At 47.6% G+C, this 19363-nt stretch carries 13 protein-coding genes; 2 read left to right on the plus strand and 11 right to left on the minus strand.

Annotated elements, in window-relative coordinates; genetic code table 11:
• Window positions 1–5: 5 nt before the first annotated feature.
• The 3 genes from H8Z76_RS10720 to H8Z76_RS10730 form a co-directional block, all read right to left on the minus strand.
• Window positions 6–1202: a pyridoxal phosphate-dependent aminotransferase gene (locus H8Z76_RS10720; RefSeq protein WP_186982473.1), complete on the minus strand. Its 1197-nt coding sequence runs from the start codon at window positions 1200–1202 to the stop codon at window positions 6–8.
• Window positions 1203–1341: 139 nt separating this feature from the next.
• Window positions 1342–2877 (minus strand): UDP-glucose--hexose-1-phosphate uridylyltransferase, encoded by a 1536-nt coding sequence (gene galT, locus H8Z76_RS10725; protein WP_186982474.1) that lies wholly within the window; start codon window positions 2875–2877, stop codon window positions 1342–1344.
• A gap of 200 nt (window positions 2878–3077) precedes the next feature.
• Complete coding sequence (locus H8Z76_RS10730; RefSeq protein WP_186982475.1) at window positions 3078–4091, minus strand: LacI family DNA-binding transcriptional regulator; 1014 nt, start codon at window positions 4089–4091, stop codon at window positions 3078–3080.
• Between the two features lie 206 nt (window positions 4092–4297).
• On the opposite strand from H8Z76_RS10730, the gene H8Z76_RS10735 reads away from it, so the two are divergent.
• Complete coding sequence (locus tag H8Z76_RS10735) at window positions 4298–6298, plus strand: beta-galactosidase (RefSeq protein ID WP_186982476.1); 2001 nt, start codon at window positions 4298–4300, stop codon at window positions 6296–6298.
• A gap of 95 nt (window positions 6299–6393) precedes the next feature.
• Here the strand turns inward: H8Z76_RS10735 and H8Z76_RS10740 are convergent, their stop codons facing one another.
• The 6 genes from H8Z76_RS10740 to H8Z76_RS10765 all read right to left on the minus strand — a co-directional run bounded on the left by H8Z76_RS10740 (window position 6394) and on the right by H8Z76_RS10765 (window position 15605).
• On the minus strand, window positions 6394–9423 hold the full coding sequence (locus H8Z76_RS10740) for a glycoside hydrolase family 2 TIM barrel-domain containing protein (RefSeq protein ID WP_186982477.1): 3030 nt from the start codon (window positions 9421–9423) through the stop codon (window positions 6394–6396).
• Between the two features lie 83 nt (window positions 9424–9506).
• Window positions 9507–10289, minus strand: a complete 783-nt coding sequence (locus H8Z76_RS10745; RefSeq protein WP_243240539.1) for a carbohydrate ABC transporter permease — start codon at window positions 10287–10289, stop codon at window positions 9507–9509.
• A 16-nt stretch (window positions 10290–10305) separates the two neighbouring features.
• Complete coding sequence (locus tag H8Z76_RS10750) at window positions 10306–11178, minus strand: carbohydrate ABC transporter permease (protein ID WP_147618970.1); 873 nt, start codon at window positions 11176–11178, stop codon at window positions 10306–10308.
• A gap of 114 nt (window positions 11179–11292) precedes the next feature.
• Window positions 11293–12633 (minus strand): ABC transporter substrate-binding protein, encoded by a 1341-nt coding sequence (locus H8Z76_RS10755; protein WP_022516069.1) that lies wholly within the window; start codon window positions 12631–12633, stop codon window positions 11293–11295.
• Window positions 12634–12831: 198 nt separating this feature from the next.
• Window positions 12832–13767, minus strand: coding sequence for an AraC family transcriptional regulator (locus H8Z76_RS10760; RefSeq protein ID WP_186982478.1), 936 nt, complete (start codon window positions 13765–13767; stop codon window positions 12832–12834).
• A 209-nt stretch (window positions 13768–13976) separates the two neighbouring features.
• Complete coding sequence (locus H8Z76_RS10765) at window positions 13977–15605, minus strand: L,D-transpeptidase family protein (RefSeq protein ID WP_147618884.1); 1629 nt, start codon at window positions 15603–15605, stop codon at window positions 13977–13979.
• 206 nt (window positions 15606–15811) lie between these two features.
• Between H8Z76_RS10765 and H8Z76_RS10770 the strand changes: the two genes are divergently transcribed.
• A complete protein-coding gene (locus tag H8Z76_RS10770; protein WP_147618885.1) occupies window positions 15812–16492 on the plus strand; it encodes a phosphatase PAP2 family protein in 681 nt (226 codons plus the stop codon).
• 54 nt (window positions 16493–16546) lie between these two features.
• Here the strand turns inward: H8Z76_RS10770 and H8Z76_RS10775 are convergent, their stop codons facing one another.
• Window positions 16547–18463: an NAD(+) synthase gene (locus H8Z76_RS10775; RefSeq protein ID WP_186982479.1), complete on the minus strand. Its 1917-nt coding sequence runs from the start codon at window positions 18461–18463 to the stop codon at window positions 16547–16549.
• The gene (gene hslO, locus H8Z76_RS10780) at window positions 18460–19329 is read right to left on the minus strand and encodes an Hsp33 family molecular chaperone HslO (RefSeq protein WP_186982480.1); all 870 of its coding nucleotides are present in this window, start codon (window positions 19327–19329) and stop codon (window positions 18460–18462) included. Before hslO ends, H8Z76_RS10775 begins: the two co-directional genes overlap by 4 nt.
• Window positions 19330–19363: the final 34 nt, after the last annotated feature.

The raw sequence follows: 19363 nt of genomic DNA on the forward strand, positions 1-19363 counted from the left end.
CATTTTTATTTTCCACTCAACTGATACTCCTCTGCCAGCTTTTCAAACGCCGGCAGGGAACGCTCGATCGTGTCGTAGGACACACAATAGGCGATCCGCACATAACCCGGCCAGCAGAATGCGCCGCCCTTTACAAGGATCAGATGGTATTTCTTTGCCTGTTCCACAAAACGGTCCTCGTCCTCATCCGGGGATTTCACCCACATGTAAAACGCGCCCTCCGGCTTAATGCAGGTATAGCCGTATCCGGTCAGTGCCTCGTAGAGTCTGGTACGGTTTTTATCGTAATATGCCACATCGGTCTTTTCTTCCAGGCATTCCGCCACCGCAAGCTGTATCAGAGACGGCGCGTTGACAAAACCAAGCGTCCGGTTGGACACATTGATACCCGCGATCACAGTGTCTGCGTCTGCCACCTCATTCGGAACGACCACATAGCCGATACGCTCACCCGGAAGGGACAGTGACTTGCTGAAAGAATAACCGACGATCGTATTTTCATAATATTTTGTCAGGAAATTTTCCTTCTGTCCGTCATACACCAGTTCACGGTATGGTTCATCGGAAACCAGATAAATTTCCTTTTTATACGCTTTTTGTTTCTCTTTTAAAATGTCCGCGATCGCTTTTAAGGTCGCATCACTGTAAACCACACCGGTCGGATTGTTCGGCGTGTTGATGATGACCGCCTTGGTCTTTTCGGTAAATTTTGCCGCGAAATCGTCAAGATCCGGCTGGAATGTCTCCGGATCCGGATGTACCGCAACGGTCTTTGCGTCAAAATTCGCCGCGTAGCTGTTGTACTCTCCGAAATACGGGGCAAATACCAAGACCTCATCCCCCGGATCCAGGATCGTCTTAAATATGATATTGAGACCGCCGGCCGCGCCGACTGTCATGATAATGTTATGGAAATCAAAATGGGTATCAAATCGATGATTTAAATTGTCCGCCACGGCCTGACGCACGTCTTCATAGCCGGAGTTGTCCATGTAGCCATGCACAAACATCGGGTCTTTCTCGTCTAAGATCCGCTTGATCGCTTCCTTTACCGCTTCCGGAGCCGGAGTCGCCGGATTTCCGAGACTGAAATCATAAACATTCTCTGCGCCGTATTTTTTTGCCATCTCTTTTCCTTCCGTAAACATGGCACGGATCACAGAGCTTCCTTCCAGTGCTTTTTTGATTTTTTTTGATACCATTTTCTTTCCTTCTTTCTGAATAAATTTACATTTTTTACTTTACTATATTTACGTGCAAAAGTCAAAAAAACAGGATTCCCGCCACTCCAAAACGGCAATCCTGCTTTTTATCACTTTTTATCGCTTTTTCTCTGTATTTTTATTTCTGATTTACGGCATCTACAAAACGGCAGAACGCGTCTCTGCCCTCTTTGGTGCATTTGTATACACCGGCATCTTTTAAGACTTCATTGAACACCAGGCCGATCTCGGTACGGATGATCTCTGTGATGTTGCCCCGGTTTACCTCATCATATTTCGGCAGAAATTCCTCTACCCAGTCCGCATGCTTTGCGAGCGTCTCATCCGCGCGAAGATCCTTTTTCTCAAGGATCGCGGTCTCGAGCGCTGCCATTTCATCTTTCAGACGTGCCGGCAGTACGGCAAGACCCATAACCTCGATCAGACCGATATTTTCTTTTTTGATATGATGCAGCTTTGCGTGCGGATGATATACGCCAAGCGGATGCTCCTCGGTCGTGATGTTGTTGCGCAGCACCAGATCCAGTTCGAAATTCTCTCCGCGTTTGCGCGCGATCGGTGTGATCGTGTTGTGCGGCTCTCCGTCGGTCTCCGCGAATACAAATGCCGCTTCATCCGTATAGCCACGCCATGCAAGCAGGATCTTATCCGCAAGGTCGATCAGACGATCCTTATCTTTTCCGGAAATACGGATCACGGACATCGGCCATTTTACGATGCCTGCCTTCACATCCTCGTAACCTTTAAAAGTCAGCTCTTTTTCCACCGGTGCCTTTGCCATCGCAAATTCATAATGGCCGCCCTGGAAATGGTCATGGCTTAAAATGGATCCGCCGACGATCGGAAGGTCTGCGTTCGAACCAACAAAATAATGCGGGAACTGTGTCACGAAATCCAGAAGTTTTCCGAAAGTTGCGCGCTCAATCTTCATCGGTGTGTGTTTGGAATTGAATACGATGCAGTGCTCATTGTAATATACATACGGAGAATACTGGAAAAACCAGTCACTGTTGTTGATCGTCACCGGGATAATGCGGTGGTTCTGGCGCGCCGGATGATTGACACGTCCTGCGTAGCCCTCATTTTCCTTGCACAGCAGACATTTCGGATAACCGCTCTGCTTTGCCAGCTTCGCTGCTGCGATCGCCTTCGGATCCTTTTCCGGCTTGGATAAATTGATTGTAATGTCAAGTGTTCCAAATTCTGTATCCGCAGTCCATTTTAAATCCTTTTTGATCCGGTATCTGCGGATGTAGTTGCTGTCACAGCTCAGTTTATAGAAGTAATCGGTCGCGTCCTGCGCAGACTGATGATGGTAGAGCCCTTTAAATTTTGTCACAACCTCGCCCGGTCTTGCGACAAGCAGTCCCATGATCTTCGTATCGAACAGATCCCGGTAAACAATACTGTTTTCTGCCATAATGCCATTCTCGTACGCGTAATCTGTCATATCGTTTAAGATCGCTTCGAGTGCATCCTCTGCGTCTTCCTGTGTCTTTATGGTTGCCTGATGCGCTTCTGCGACTGCATCCTCTAATTCATCCAGCCCGAAAAGCTCCAAAAGCCGGTTTATGGTATAACGTGTATCCTGCGGATCGATCAGTCCGGTCACAAGTGCATAATCTGTCAAATCCAATATTCTTTCCTGAATCATTTTTTCTTCCTCCTGCCTGTTTTTGCCATCCTCCTCCAATCCCTTCCGGATTGGCTGTTTCCTATCTGTTTTCAATTATAACAGCGTATTTTTCCTTTTCAACCGCTTCCCGTTATACTGCAACATAGTTTTAACAACATGCAACATTTTTACATAAATCAGGTGTAATACCGGCTCTCTTGCGCAATCGGTAAACCTTTTTATTTGGTTGACTCGCGCAGACGCACTTCATAACCGAGCAGTGTCTTTTTCTGTACCTTCTGTCCCTCTATCATATCGAGGAGCGTCCGGCATACCAGCATTCCGAGTTCCTTTGCGTCAAAGTCCAGCGAGGTGATCGACGGATCGTGTGTCTCCAGCATGGAACTGTTATAAAACGACGCCACACGGATCTGATCCGGCACCGAGATTCCCTCTCTGCGCAGCTTGTAAAGCACTTCCATACAGATCGCGTCATCCATACAGACGATACAGTCCACCTCACGCTTGATGATGTCATCAAGCTTTCCGTCCAGCAGCACCGGATTATCCAGGTTCATGTAGATCAGGCTCTCATCCACCGCAGTTCCGCTGTCCGCAAACGCATCTTTAAATCCCATCAGACGGCTCTGCGTAACGACATGCTCCTCATTTCCTCCGATCAGCGCGATCTTTTTCATCCGCTTCATCAAAAGGATCGATGTGAGCTCCCGGCATGCGGCGCGGTGATCGTTATCCACCTGGACCACGCCTTTATAGTTGGAAGATCCCGTAACCACAAACGGGATATTTTTCTTCTGTAAGTATTCTACCTGCACGTCATTCATAAAGCTGCGCAACAGGATCACACCATCTACCTTGCGGTTGTGCACGATCCGCTCTAACTTTGTGACATCCGCGTTATTACAGACGGTGAGCAGCATATCATAATCAAAGGAAGACGCGATCTCCTGTATCCCCATGATACAGTTCTGAAAAAACGGCAGATCGATCAGCTCGTAATCTCCCGGCATGACCACTGCAAGGTTGTAGGTCTTGTTCTGCGCAAGGCTTTTCGCGATCACATTCGGCGTATAATTGTGCGCGTCAATGTACTTTAATACCCGCTCTCTGGTTTCACTTCCGATCCTTCCCTTTCCCGATATTGCGCGCGAAACGGTCGTTTTGGAAACACCGAGCGCGTCCGCGATGTCCGCGATCGTAAGTGTCTTATTTTCTTCCTGACTCTCTCCCACTTTTCGTTCCCCCTTAAGCTTTCAGTTTTTTCCATTTTTCAACAGATCCGCTTATTTTTTACGTTGTTCTTTACACTTTGTGTTCCTCATGTTATACTTTTAGCGCAATCGGTTGTTCTACTGTAAATTTAGCAGTTTTTTCAAAAAACGTCAACCAATTTGCAGGATTTTCGTAAATTTTATTTTTTTAAGGGGGAATTTACACTATGGATCATCTTTTATTCGGGGCAGCCTACTATGACGAATATATGCCCTTTGACCGCATTGAAACGGATATGCAGATGATGAAAAAGGCGAACATGAATGTGATCCGCATTGCCGAATCAACCTGGAGCACCTTAGAGCCGCAGGACGGCGTTTTTGACTTCACGCACCTCGACCGTATGTTAGATGCCGCGGAGAAGTATGACATGCATGTCATCATCGGCACACCGACCTACGCCATTCCGTCGTGGCTTGCGAAGAAATCCGATACCATTCTCGCTGTCACAAAGGACGGTCCGTCACTTTACGGACACCGGCAGAATATGGATATCACCGATCCGACTTATTTGAAATATGCCGAGCGCATCATACGCACGCTGATGGAGCACATCAAAGACCGCTCCTGTATCATCGGCTACCAGCTCGACAATGAAACCAAACACTACGGAACTGCCGGAAAGCACGCCCAGGAACTGTTTGTCTCCTATCTGAAGGAGCAGTTTTCTGACCTTTCCGCTTTCAACCTGGAATTCGGTCTGGATTACTGGAGTAACCGCGTGAATGACTGGTCCGACTTCCCGGATATCCGCGGAACGATCAACGGCTCTCTCGCTGCCGAATATGAGAAATTCAGCCGTAAGCTTGTCACGGATTTCTTAACATGGCAGTCCGATCTCGTGCGCGAATACAAAAAAGAGGATCAGTTCATCACCCAGAATTTTGACTTTGAGTGGCACGACTATTCCTATGGCTTACAGCCGGATGTCAACCAGTTCGAGGCGGCAAAATGTATGGATATCGCAGGCTGTGATATCTATCATCCGTCCCAGGACGATCTGACCGGCGCTGAGATCAACTTCTGCGGCAGCATTGCAAGAGGTTTGAAAAAATCCAACTACCTGATCCTTGAGACCGAGGCACAGGGAAATCTGGAATGGCTCCCTTATCCGGGTCAGCTTCGCATGCAGGCATACAGCCATCTGTCCTGCGGCGCGGACAGTGTGATGTACTGGCACTGGCATTCGATCCACAACTCACTGGAAAGTTACTGGAAAGGTGTGCTCTCACACGACTTTTCTGAAAATCCGACTTACCTTGAGGCATGCAGGCTCGGTGCCGAAATGAAAACCTACGGCTCTCATCTGCTCCACTTAAAGAAAACAAACCGCGCGGCGATCCTCGTAAGCAACGAGGCCCTGACCGGTCTTCTCATGTTCCCGTTCAAAGGACGCGAAAACAGTTCCTACAACGATGCCGCGCGCTGGCTTGCCGATTCTTTGTACCGCTTAAACATCGAATTTGATATTTTAAATCCTGCGGATACCGATTTTTCCGGCTACGACCTGCTTGTTGTTCCGGCTCTTTATGCGGCGGAAGAATCTGTTCTTTCACGCATGAACGACTATGTCAGAAACGGCGGTCATCTGATCGTAAGCACAAGAAGCGGATTTTCCAACGAGCACCTGAAGATCTATCCGGATATGCAGCCACATGGTCTGACCGACTGCTGTGGCATGCATTACAGCCAGTTCACCGCACCAAAGAACGTTGCTTTAAAAGGAAACGGCGCACTTTCCGGCATCACCGGAACTGCAAGGAACTGGATCGAGCTTGTGACACCGGATACCGCAGAAACACTACTCTCTTATGACCATCCTTACTGGGGTGCATATTCCGCAGTCACCTGCAACCATTACGGAAAAGGACTTGCCTGCTACATCGGATGCTTTTTCGAGGATGGCACACTCGATGCCCTGGTCGCTTTCTTCGCGAAAGAAGCTGGGCTTTCCCTCCCTGCTTTCCGTTTCCCACTTATTTTGCATGAGGGGACAAACGAAAACGGGAAAAAGATCCGGTACTTTTTCAATTATTCCGGCAGGGAAGCTTCTTTTACCTATGATGCGCCGGACGGCATCTCTCTGTTAGAGGAAAAGCCGGTCGCACAGGGAAGTCAGATCACCCTTGCGCCATGGGGCTTTAAGATCATAGAACAACAGGCTTAACAGAAACGGGATACGTTCCTCGTCGCCATTACAAAAATAAGAGCCCTGCACCGGCTGATCGTTTTCAGCCGTGCAGGAGCTCTCTTTTTTTCTGCTTAGATTCCACGGAAAGAAAATTCAAATTCCAGTTTTTCGTTTACCGGGAGCAAAAATTCTTCGTGCGTTCTCGCACCCCAGCTGTTATCCCCGGCAACACCCATCTGTGCCTTTGCCACACGGATGACCGTGTGATGTACCGGTGGAAGTTCATACGCGTGTTTCGCGTTCTCCATCTCATGCGGTGTGTATGGCAGCGCACTGAAGCTCATATTGTCTCCGGCAAAAAGCATTCCTCTTCCCTTTTTGTCTGTCACTTTTGCGTAACGGACACCGGTCTTGTTACCGCATTCCTGCGGAACCAGATATTTTGCGAGGTTATCTTTTACTTCATTACGGTAAATGCCAAGCTTTGCCCCCTGGGTACGATCCGCGTAGGTTTCCTCCGGTCCGAGTCCGTACCATTCCACCTGATCGTAGTCCGCGTTGATCTGGAACATCACGCCAAATTCCGGCATATCGCCCAGTTCTTTCACCGGCACATACGCAAGCTTTGTTTTGATCGTACCGTCGCCAAACACCTGATAGGTCAGCTCGCAATCCGCCCGCGGTGTCGTCGGCATATGATACGTGTAAGTGATAGAGATGCTGTCTTCCTCCTGTTTGATCACCGGCGGATGATCGTCAAACGTTCCATCCGTCTTATGTGTCAGGTACATACTGGCAAGTTTCCACTGTCCGTAACGCTGCGGCATCAGATTTCCACAATCGTTGTCGGTCGGCGCACGCCAGAAGTTCGGCATCGGGATCGCTTCGATCATCTCTTTTCCCGCATAGCGGTAGGAAACCAGTCCTCCATTCAACCCGGAAAACAGCACGTCAAAGTTCTCTCCTCGGACTCCGAGATTCAGTTTTCCGTAGATCACTTCAACCGGCGGATTCTTCTTTTTGCACTCCTCTCCCTTTTTGCGGAAGATTTCCTGACCGAACGCAACTTCATGTCCTGCCTTCGCCCATTTTGTATCTTCTTTTAAGGTAAAGGACACCGTGACCGCATACTCACCCGGTTCTTCCGGCAGGGCAAACGGCATCGGATACTCTGCTTTGGAAAGCGGTGCGACATCGGTATCGATCGGTACTTTCTTCACAAAGTGTCCTTCTTTTTCGAGTATCACCGCACAGTCAAACTGATCTGTGTTTACAAAGAGGTTTTTGTTGGTGACCCGGATCCTGTCTTCGCCGATCGTGACACTAATATTCTGGTAATTGTATTTGACTGACGGCATCTTTGGAGACTCATCACGCTCTCCGCCATATACGATTCCGTTTCCGCTGAAATTGTAATCGGTCGGCCGTTCCATAAAGTCCCCGCCATATGCCTGGAATTCTTCCCCGTAACGGTTTTTCTTTAAAATGGACTGGTCAATGTAATCCCAGATAAATCCGCCCTGATACAGCGGCTCCTCATCGGTCAGATCCGTATATTTAAACATGGCACCGCAGGAATTCCCCATTGCATGCGTATATTCGCAACAGATAAACGGTTTGCTTCTGTCTTTCTTTAAAAACTCCCTGATCGATTCCACGGACGGATACATCTGGCTTTCCATATCACTGGAATCGTTGTAGCGTCTGTCATTGAACACGCCCTCGTAATGCACCAGTCTGGTCGGATCGAGGGAACGGAATTTTTCTGACATGTCATAGATGACTTTTCCGCCGTAGGACTCATTTCCGCAGGACCAGATCAGGATCGCCGGATGATTTTTATCTCTCTGATAACAGGAGTTTACACGGTCAAGCATCATGCCTTCCCACTTCATATTATCCCCCGGTACCACAACGCTCTTGTCCTCCAGTCCCCTTGCGACCGGATCCCATGAACCATGGGACTCCATATTATTCTCCGCGATCATGTAAAGTCCGTATGCGTCACAAAGCGCATAGATCCTGGAATCATCCGGATAATGACAGGTACGGATCGCATTGATATTGTTGCGCTTCATGGTAACGATATCTTTTACGATCTCTTCTGTGGAAACGGCACGGCCTGTTTTGGAGCTGAACTCATGACGGTTCACGCCTTTAAAGACGATCCGCTTTCCGTTTAAACACATGATATTGTCTTTCATCTCAAAACGGCGGAACCCGACTTTCTGGCTGATACACTCTTTTGTCTCTCCGTCCTTTTTGACCTCGATCTTTAACTCATAGAGATACGGATCTTCCGCGCTCCACAGATGCGGTGCCTGAACCGAAATGGACACATGGCTGCTTTTTTCCAGCTTTACTTTCGCAGTTTTCTGTACATTTTCTCCTTCCAGAAGCGTGAGTTTGGCCACTCCGCCCTCTCCCATTGTCGTAAGATCAATGGACAGATCCGCATCCCTGTACGCGTCATCCAAAAGCGTCCGCACGCACATATCATAAATATGGACTTCCGGTATGGTATAGAGATAAACGCTCCGATACAGCCCGGAGAAGCGGTAAAAATCCTGATCCTCGCACCAGCTGCCGGATGTCCATTTAAACACCTGCACTGCCAGTTTGTTCTCTCCGTCTTTCACATACGGTGTCAGTTCAAATTCTGAAGGTGTAAAAGTATCCTCACTGTATCCGACAAAATTTCCATTGAGCCAGACTGCCAGACCGCTCTCTGCGCCCTGAAAAGAGATGTAAAGCGGTTTGTCCTTCATCTGCTCCGGTACTTCAAAATATTTCACATAGCTTGCCACCGGATTAAATCTCTGCGGGATCTCCCCCGGCATGATCGCCTCACGCCCATCCCACGGATACTGCACATTTACATACTGCGGGGAATCATATCCTTCCATCTGTATATGAGCCGGAACACGGATGTCATCCCAGCTGTGGCAGTCCACTCCGGTCTCTTCAAATCCTTTTACGGTCTGTTCATAGTTTTTCGCGTAATGGAATTTCCAGATCCCATCCAGGGAATAGCGATAACTGCTCTTTTCTTCCTCCGATTCCTTCCAGGACGCGTATGCCACATGATCCGAATGCGCATCCATGCGGTGATCCATAAAATACTCCGGATCTTTTACTTTTTCATAACGAAATTCACCCATATTTTTTCGTACCTCCATCTCTTTTTGTTTTAAAAAAGGCTGCCCCCATCGTTGAGACAGCCTCAGTTTTTTATATCATCCTTTTACTTCACTGCACCGGTAATACCTTCTGCGAAGGATTTCTGCAGACAGAAGAAGATCACCGCTGTCGGCAGTGTACAGATCAGTACGGCAAGCATCAGCATACCATAATCTGTGACATAGCCCTGGGTCAGGTTGGCAACAACCATCGGCATTGTCATACTCTTTTCATCGGTCATGATTACCTTTGGCCACAGATAACTGTTCCATGCGTTCATGAACGTGATCGTCATTGCCGCTGCGTAAGTGGACTTCATCGTCGGAATGAACATCTGGAAAAAGATGCGCAGTTCGGACAACCCGTCAATTCTTGCCGCCTCGATAATATCATGCGGGAAAGAACGCGCGCTCTGGCGGAACATCATGATAAGGAACGGTGTTGACAGGGTCGGAAGAATAAATCCGATCGTGGAATTTAACCATCCCGCTTTGGAAAACATCTGGAACAACGGAATCAACGTTGCTACAAACGGAACCATCATGGCAAGGAGAATGATGTTCATCACGATATCTTTTCCTTTGTCATGGAAGATTTCAAATCCATAGCCTGCCAGAGAGCAGATAACCAGAGATACCAGTGTCAGAATGATCGCATATTTAAATGAATTTCCAAGCGCTCTTCCGATATTCTGGGAATTCACCAGGTTTTTAAAGTTCTCGGTCAGATATGTGCCCGGGATCAGGCGTCCGCGTGTGACATCCACGCTCTTGTTCGTAGCCGCCGATACCATCCAGTATAATGGAAAAACGGATATAAAGGACACAATACATAAGAATACATACATTGAGATTTTTTTACCTTTAGTCACGTTTGTCACCTACTTTCATCTGAATAAATGCCAGAATAGCAACCAGTATCAGGATAAAGAATGACATTGCAGCTGCGTATCCGAAATTCGGCACATATTTAAAGGACATATTGTAAATGTAATGAGACATTGTGATCGAAGCGTTTGCAGGTCCACCGTCTGTCAAGTTTACGGATTCATCGAACAGCTGCAGGGTACCATTGGTAGACATGATCGCTGTAAGAAGGATCGTCGGTTTTAAGAGCGGTGCGGTGATCTTAAAGAAGGTCTGCACCGGAGAAGCTCCGTCGATCTTTGCCGCTTCATATACGGAATATTCAATGTTCTGCAGTCCGGACAGATAAAATACCATGTTGTATCCTGTCCATCTCCAGAGGAGACCCAGGATAATGACGATCTTTGCGCTGATTGGATGTGTCAGGAAAGAATATGGCGCATCTAAAATACCGATCTTTACCAGAAACAGATTGATGATACCGTTGTTTGCAAACAGTGTACGGAAAATGGTCGCATATGCTACCAGTGATGTCGCACACGGCAAAAAGATCATCGTACGGAACAATCCTTTGAATCTTAAGTTCCGGTTGTTTAAGATCGAAGCTAAGATCAGTGCCAGGATCAACATGATCGGCACCTGAATGATCAGGTAGAAAAATGTATTTTTAACGGACTGCATAAATACAGTGTCCTTGAACATTCGTGTGTAATTCGAAATGCCGCAGGGTTTCATTGCAGCCCCTACGCCAGTCTGGAAAGACAAAATGAATGCCTTTACCATGGGCACAAAACTCATTACCAGAATCAGTAATGCCGCCGGTGTTAAGAATGCCCATCCGGTCAGGTTATTTCTTTTATCCAATGACATTTTTTTTGATGGCTTACTCAAGGAAACTCCCTCCTTTTTGCGTCTTCGCATGTTGTTTTGGAAGAAAAAGGGAGAACAGCCGGTTAGAACCGTTCTCCCCTTCTGATATCAGTATTACTGACCCATATTAAAGTTTACTGTGTCTTCTGCTGTCTGAAGTTCGGTATCAATGTCAGAGCCTGCGATCACGTTTGTAATAGCGGTAGCAACTGCGTCACGAGCTTCATAGTAGTAAACGCCTGTAATGTTAGACGGTACTTTTGTAGCGAAATCTACGATCTTGGCAGATACTGCATCGCCGCCGAAGAAATCGTTCGGCTGTGCATATGCATCAGAGTCACCAGCCGGTGCCCATGTTGCGATCGCGCCACAGGAAAGGATGTTATCATAAAGTTCTGTGCTTCCTGCAAATGTGCTTGCCAGGAAATCATATGCAAGGTCTTTGTTCTTGCAGTTTGCTGTTACAGCCCAGGATGATCCACCATTGTTTGAATAGTTGGTAGCGTCTTTCGCGTCAACCAGTCTTGGCATATTGGTGATCGCCCAGTTACCGGACTGATCTTCTGCTGTCTGAATGGAAGCCATGATCCAGCATCCGTTGATGGTTCCTGCAACATCACCGTTTGTGATGGAACCAACATATTCATCCCAGCTGTTTACTTCGATCAGCACGCCGCTGTCTTTCATTTCTTTATAAGTTTCAGCAACTTCTTTTAATACATCGTTATTTACGATATTCGCTGTTCCGTCCTCATTAAAAAGAGAAGATCCGGCGGACTGAAGCATCATCATGATCAGATCACACTCGCCAGCCTGCATGGAGATCAACGGCTTGCCGGTTGCTTCGAGTACTTTCTTTCCGTTTTCAATGTACTGATCCCATGTGATATCTGTGAAATCATCTACCGTAAGTCCGGCCTGCTCTAAGAGATCGGTACGATAGCATCCGACAACTGCACCGTTATCAAACGGAACACCATAGTTCTTGCCATCTACTACAGAGTATGCTGTTTTTCCTTCTGCAAACTGTGAAAAATCAATTCCGCTGTCTGTAAGATCTGTAAACGCATCCGGATAGCTGATTACGTTTTTCTGGAACGCGTTATCCTGCATTAACAGGATATCCGGTAATGTACTTAAATCTCCGGAAGTAGCTGCTGTCGTAAGTTTTGTCTGGACATCCTCCCAAGGTGTCTCAACTACATTTACGGTAACATCCGGATGATCTTTCTGATATACCTTTGCAGCCTCGTTCATTGCGAAAATATTGAACGCCGGATCCCAGCACCACACGGTAAGTGTGTTCTCATCGCTGCCTGCTGCCGCAGATTCGGTAGATCCAGAAGCTGAATCTCCGCTTGTGCCTGTGGAGCCTGAACTGCCTGAGCTTCCGCAGGCTACCATAGAAACTGCCATTGCTGATACCAGCATAAGTGATACGATTTTCTTTTTCATAGTGTTTTCCTCCCAATGTGTTTATTTACAATGACGACAGTTTGAAATCACCCCTGTTTTTTGTTTGTGTATTTTGTACACTTTATTTCTTTCTGTCTTTCATTATATATGCATTATACCAAATCATCTCCTGTTGTAGGGTGTAGAATCATCTGTAAAACATGCATATTCAACCATGTTGTAAAATAAATGCATTTTTTACCATCCTTTTTCGGCAGAAATATGAAAAGAAAGCAGTTTGCTCTCGTAATTTTTGGGATTTTTCTTCCATTGGTAAGGCGTTGTCCCAACGATCCGCTTAAAATTACGATTAAAGGTGGAAGTTGTTGCAAATCCGACTTTCATTGCGATCTCATCCATTGAATCGTTCGTCTTTTTCATCAGTTCACACGCCATCTGTACCCGTATCATGTTGATATAATCCACCGGTGTCATATGCATATATTCCACAAACAGCCTGCGGAAATGCGTTTCACTCATATTGCATTTCTCCGCAAGCATTTCAATTCGTATACTCTCCTTATATCCGGTACTGATATAATCAAGCGCGTTCTTGATCTGGGAAACTCCCGGTCTTCTTGCCTCAAAAAGTTCCTCCGGCTTATCGCAGTTTAACCGGGCAATCTCAAGCAGGAGAGCTGTCGTAAGCGCATTCACCGTATCCGTATAAAATTCCCGCTTTCCACGCATCTCCTCCATGATCGTGAGCACGATCGTAACAAGCTGCGGATAATCCCTTGCCCGCAGTCCATGCGCTTTCCGGTTGATCAGGCGAAGTAACTTATTCTGATATAATTCATTATCCGGATACATGTTCCGAAGTATCGTCTCCGGATCAAAGTAGAGATACTCCCAGTAACTTTTCCGCCCGTCTTCACTGTCTGTCGTATGCGGATAATTCTTCGGTATCACGCATAATGTTTCCGGCTCATACGCCAGTGTATCCTCATCCAGCGTTACTGTTCCCCTGCCGTCCCTGCAATATCCGATCTCCATCATATTATGGAAATGCAGATGCGTGACTCCACTTCCGTAGTCACGGATCCACTCTTCTCCTAACAGTGCCATAACATATTCTTTTTGCGGAATATCATAATAGCGCAGTTCGATTGTCTCTTTCTTTTTTCTTCCCATTGTCCTTCTCCTGTATGTCTCTAAAATGTGCTCTTTGTATCCTGATATTAGTATAATTTCTTCTGTCCGACTTGTCAATGTGCCCAATTTTCTGATAATTTTTCTTCATTTATCCGGCATATAGTCAAAAAACGGGCGCCGCCGGATATCCATCTCTGCTATCCGGCAGCGCCCGCGTCATGCGTTTTGCTGTTCTTACTGTTTTTGATTTACTGCTGCTGTCCGCCTTCCTGAAGCGCTGACAGTGCTGCCTCATCCGCAACAAAAGTCTCGTAGTTGGTCACTTTTGCCTTGTCCTCGTCCGAAAGCGCATTATACTGGCTGCGGATCGTTGCCATGATCGTCGCGCTCTCCAGTGTCACCGGTCCGATGCTGTCGATTTCGGAAATGATCGTTTCCGGTGTTACCTGCGGTGCTGACACATCCGGTGTCGGCTCTGTCTGGAACACCAGTACCGCGTCCCCGACTTCGATATTTTCATAGATCGTCTTTGCCGCGCTGACCGGAAGATTGATACAGCCGTGTGATCCTCCGCGCAGGTAGATCTGTCCGCCGAAAGAACTTCTCCAGGTCGCGTCATGCATTCCAACACCACCGTTAAACGGCATCCAGTAATTTACAAAGGATTCATAGTCTTCCCCGCGCAGGGTACGGTTCGTCTCCCTGCTGTTGACAAAATACGCGCCGGTCGGCGTATCATGATCCGCCGCAACTTTTCCCGATACAAAATCAGAACTTACCACAAGCGCTCCGTTTTTATAGAAGTATAAATGCTGTGTGGTCAGATTGATCTCCACATAGGTATTGCCGTAGTCGTTCGCCCCATGGCTGTTGGCACGCTGTGAGTACTCCGGCTCACGTTCCACGGACTGACCGCTTTTTATATCCGCCAAAAGCTGTTCGCGCTCTGCCGCCTGGTCGATCTTCCATCCGTAGCTTCCGCCCGGAACTGTCACCGTTCCGCCGCCCGTCATCGTAAGCGTTTTATCCTGTCCTGCTGTATTGTGGGATGCCGCAAGCTCTTTTACATAAGAAGCAAGCTTATCTTCATCCACACTGACCGTCATATCATCCGAAACTGTAAACCAGTCAGTGATCTCTGACGCGTCAAGCTCTTCTTTTTCATCTCCGAAGTCGTAGGTGATCTTTGCGCCCGCGTACTGATTTAAGGTATCTGCCGCAGCTTTGATCTGCTCATCATCCTCTGTGATCTCCGGATCTATGTAACAACCGCTGTCCTCTAAGGATATGTCCTCATTCAGATTGGTGATCGCGTTATTTACCGCCTCTTTCAGTGCGTCCGCGTTGATGGTCGTTCCGTATTCCGCCGGGATCACTGTGTAGCCATCTTCCCTGGAATACTCTGAGATCTTTGCGTTTTCCGGTGCCACCTGCGTGTCACTGTCCATGCAGTCCAGATCGTTCATCACCTTTGCCAGTTCATCCTCATCATAGGATATCATCGTATCCATACTGTACTCTGAATCCTTAAATAAAGAAGCGATCCATCCAAACGGATTCTGCTTCTTTAAGCATTCCTCCAGACTGCCGTCGAACTGCGGTGTGACCGATATGTCTTTTCCGCTTATCGTCTCTGTCTTTCCATCCCGTTCCTCTATGGAAAGTGTATAGCCATCGATTCCGTTCCTTATCTTATCTTCCACGTCAGAAACGGTCGCACAGGAACTGTCCATGCCGTTGATCTTTGTATGGAACAAAAAATGGCTGTGAAAATAAAAAGCAAACGCCAGATAGATCACTGCAAGCACGCCGATCACGATGCCAGCCACGATCAGGACAATCTGCTTTTTCCCTCTTTTCTGTTTTTCTTTTTTCATAATTTCTGCCTCTTTTTTCTTTCATCTTATATACTCAAACATTCTTTATCATATAATCTTTCCAAATCTATTGTCAATGTTTTCCGGTAATTGTAATATTTTCTTAAAATTTCTTAAAATAATTTGAAAAGAATTGTTCTTTCTATTTTCTTATGCTATAATCCCACATTAGATACGATTCGATTGTAGAAAAGGACTGGTGTTTTATGAAAACCTTATCAAAAGAACGGTTTATGGCATGGTTTCAGAAATATAAGCACGGACTGCTTTTACTCTATTTTCTGATTTATCTGCCATGGTTTCAGTACCTGGAAAAAAAGGTGACGGTTCATTTTAACGTCATCCATATGGCGATCGACGATTATATTCCATTTATCGAATTTTTCGTCATCCCCTATTTTTTATGGTTTTTTTACATTGCGTTCGCGATGGCGTATTTCTTTTTACACAGTACCACAGACTGGTATAAGCTGTGCGCGTTTCTGTTTACCGGAATGACTGTTTTTCTGATCTTTTCCACGATCTATCCAAACGGTCAGTATCTGCGCCCGACTACGTTTGCCAGAGACAATATCTGTGTGGATCTGGTAAAATGGCTGTATGCGACGGATACTCCCACCAATCTTTTTCCGAGCATTCATGTTTACAATTCGCTCGGCGTACATATTGCCATTATAAACAGTGAATGTTTCAAAAACAAAAAGGGCGTTCGCAGGCTGTCCTTTGTACTGATGGCAAGCATTATCCTTGCTACCATGTTTTTAAAACAGCATTCGGTCTTTGACGTGATCACCGCTTTTGTGCTCGCCGCAGTCGCGCACTCCGTGATCTACGGTCACGCTTTCCAGAAAGCGGAGGATCAGGTGCTGCAGGAACAGCTTCCTTAATCTCAATAATCCAAACGGGATATTCCAGATCGGAATATCCCGTTTTTTTACGTCCTATTCTTCTAACGCTTCCAGTTCTCTCTGCCAGGCTGCCGCTGCCGCGTCACTCGGCATTCTGAGATCCCCGCGCGGGGATACCGCAACCGTACCGACTTTCGGTCCGTCCGGCAGACAGGAGCGTTTAAACTGCTGCGCAAAGAACCTGCGGTAAAATGTCTTCAACCACTTTAGGATCGTCTCTTTCTCATATACCCCGTCAAACGCGATCTTCGCCAGGCGGTAGATCTTGGACGGCGTATAGCCGAAACGCAGGATATAATAGAGATAGAAATCATGCAGTTCATAAGGCCCTACGATATCTTCTGTCTTCTGCGCAATCTTGCCATCCTCCGGAGGCAGCAATTCCGGGCTGACCGGCGTATCCAACACGTCAAGGAGCACTTCTTTTAATTCCTCATCTCCGCAGACATCCGCGTAATAGGAAACCAGATGGCGCACCAGCGTCTTCGGCACCGAGGCGTTGACCCCGTACATGGACATATGATCGCCGTTGTAAGTCGCCCATCCAAGCGCAAGCTCTGACATATCTCCGGTTCCGATGACCATGCCGCCGTTTTTATTCGCGATGTCCATTAAGATCTGTGTCCGTTCTCTCGCCTGTCCGTTCTCATAAGTAACATCATGGACGGTCTCGTCCTGCCCGATGTCCCGGAAGTGGACGCGCACGGCATCCGCGATAGGAATCTCCCGGAATTCCGCGCCCAGACACCGGATCAGCTTCACCGCATTCTCATAGGTCCGGTCCGTTGTTCCAAATCCCGGCATCGTGACCGCTGTGATCTGTCCACGTTCCAGTCCAAGCAGGTCAAACGCGCGCACTGTGACAAGAAGCGCCAGTGTGGAATCCAGCCCGCCGGAAATGCCTACGACCGCGTTTTTGCAGTGTGTATGCTCCAGACGTTTCTTTAATCCCATCGACTGGATGGAAAGGATCTCCTCACACCGTCTGTCTCTGTCCACCTTGCTGCCCGGCACAAACGGAGCCGGATCGATGAAACGTGTCAGTGTGGTCTCCTCGGATTTCAAATGGAATATCTGATTTACATAATTCCCGCTTTTCTGTTCAAACGTTGTCATTTTACGGCGCTCTGCATTCAGGCGGAAGATATCAAACTCTGAATAGACCGTCTCATTGGCAAAGCGCTTCGCTTCCTTTAATACCGTGCCGTTTTCCGCGATAATGTTGTGCCCGGAATAAACCACATCCTGCGTGGACTCCCCGTCTCCGGCACTCGCGTATACATACCCACACAAAAGCCTTGCGGACTGCCCTGCGACCAGCGCCGTGCGGTAACGGTCTTTTCCGGTCGTCTCATCACTCGCCGAAAGATTTACGATCACATTCGCTCCCGCAAGCGCATGTGCGATACTCGGCGGCTGCGGTGTCCACAGATCCTCACAGATCTCTGCCGCCACACGAAGCTCCGGCATCTGGTCACAGCAAAAGATCTGATCGGTTCCGATCGGAAGACGAAGCTCCGGTAAAAACTGTGTTTCCTCTACCTGCTTCATCCCTCTCGCGAAATGGCGCGCCTCATAAAATTCACCGTAATTCGGAATGCAGGTCTTTGGCACCAGTCCGAGGATTTTCCCGTGATTGATCGCAGCTGCCACATTGTAGAGTTTTCCAAGATGTTCATACGGCAGACCGACAAAAAGAAGCGCGTTGAGCTCCTTTGTCTGTTCCGCGACCGCGATCAGCGCCGTTTTTGCCTCACGCAGTAAAGTCTCCTGCAAAAACAGATCGCCACAGCTGTATGCTGTAATGCAAAGTTCCGGAAATACAATAATCTTCGCGCCGTTTTTCGCCGCATCCTCTGCGAGCGCGACGATTTTTTTCGCATTCTCCGCCGGGTCAGCGACCGTCACCTTCGGTGTCACCGCCGCGACCCTGATAAATCCCTGTCTCACTTTCCAATCTCCTTTAATTCGTCTATATCGAAGGTATAATGCATATTACAGAAGTCGCAGTTTACCTCGATCGGTTTTCCATCTTTTATAATTTCATCCAGTTCCGCCCTGCTTATGCTTGCAAGCGCCTTTGTCACACGCTCTTTGGAACATCCGCAGTAAAAGCGCACCGGCATGTTTTCTGTGATCTCAAGGCCAAGATTCCCAAGCAGCTTTTGTAAGATCATCTCCGGATTGTATCCCTGTGCCAAAAGGCTTGTCACGGAAGTAACCTCCGCCACCTTTTTTTCCAGTTTTTCGATGACTTCTTCCTCCGCAAACGGCATAAGCTGGATGATGAATCCGCCCGCCTGTTCTACGGTATTTTCCTTATTCATCAAAACACCAAGCCCTACGGCTGACGGCACCTGCTCTGACACTGCAAAATAATAGGTCAGATCCTCCGCGATCTCACCGGTCTGCAGCGCGGTCTGTCCGATATAAGGCTCCTTTAATCCCATATCCTTGATCACACTCATATTTCCCGCTCCGATCGCGCCTGCGACATCGAGCTTGCCGAGCGCATTCGCCGGAAGTACCACATCCGGGACAAACGGATAACCCTTGACATTTCCGGCCGCGTCTGCCGTAACTGTCATCCCGCGCATCGGACCGTCCCCGTTGACACGGATCGTAAGAAGATCCTTTTCCCCTTTCATCATGCTTCCCATCATAACCGCGCCGGACATCAGTCTTCCCAGTGCCGCTGTGACGATCGGGCTTGTATTGTGGCGTTTTCTCGCCTCCTCCACAAGTTCTTTGGAGGTGACGGCAAAAGCACGGATCTGTCCTTCTGCCGCTGTTGCTCTTATCATATAATCTGCCATTTTATTTCTCTCTTTCCTGAAATTTCTTCTTTTC

This window comes from Roseburia yibonii (assembly GCF_014297335.1).
Lineage (GTDB): Bacteria > Bacillota > Clostridia > Lachnospirales > Lachnospiraceae > Roseburia_D > Roseburia_D yibonii.

Bases quoted from the DNA above. Each gene is read 5' to 3' on its own strand.
- H8Z76_RS10720 (WP_186982473.1), bottom strand. From the start codon at position 1,202: ATGGTATCAAAAAAAATCAAAAAAGCACTGGAAGGAAGCTCTGTGATC.
- galT (WP_186982474.1), bottom strand. From the start codon at position 2,877: ATGATTCAGGAAAGAATATTGGATTTGACAGATTATGCACTTGTGACC.
- H8Z76_RS10735 (WP_186982476.1), top strand. From the start codon at position 4,298: ATGGATCATCTTTTATTCGGGGCAGCCTACTATGACGAATATATGCCC.
- H8Z76_RS10740 (WP_186982477.1), bottom strand. From the start codon at position 9,423: ATGGGTGAATTTCGTTATGAAAAAGTAAAAGATCCGGAGTATTTTATG.
- H8Z76_RS10745 (WP_243240539.1), bottom strand. From the start codon at position 10,289: ATGTATGTATTCTTATGTATTGTGTCCTTTATATCCGTTTTTCCATTA.
- H8Z76_RS10750 (WP_147618970.1), bottom strand. From the start codon at position 11,178: ATGTCATTGGATAAAAGAAATAACCTGACCGGATGGGCATTCTTAACA.
- H8Z76_RS10755 (WP_022516069.1), bottom strand. From the start codon at position 12,633: ATGAAAAAGAAAATCGTATCACTTATGCTGGTATCAGCAATGGCAGTT.
- H8Z76_RS10760 (WP_186982478.1), bottom strand. From the start codon at position 13,767: ATGGGAAGAAAAAAGAAAGAGACAATCGAACTGCGCTATTATGATATT.
- H8Z76_RS10765 (WP_147618884.1), bottom strand. From the start codon at position 15,605: ATGAAAAAAGAAAAACAGAAAAGAGGGAAAAAGCAGATTGTCCTGATC.
- H8Z76_RS10770 (WP_147618885.1), top strand. From the start codon at position 15,812: ATGAAAACCTTATCAAAAGAACGGTTTATGGCATGGTTTCAGAAATAT.
- hslO (WP_186982480.1), bottom strand. From the start codon at position 19,329: ATGGCAGATTATATGATAAGAGCAACAGCGGCAGAAGGACAGATCCGT.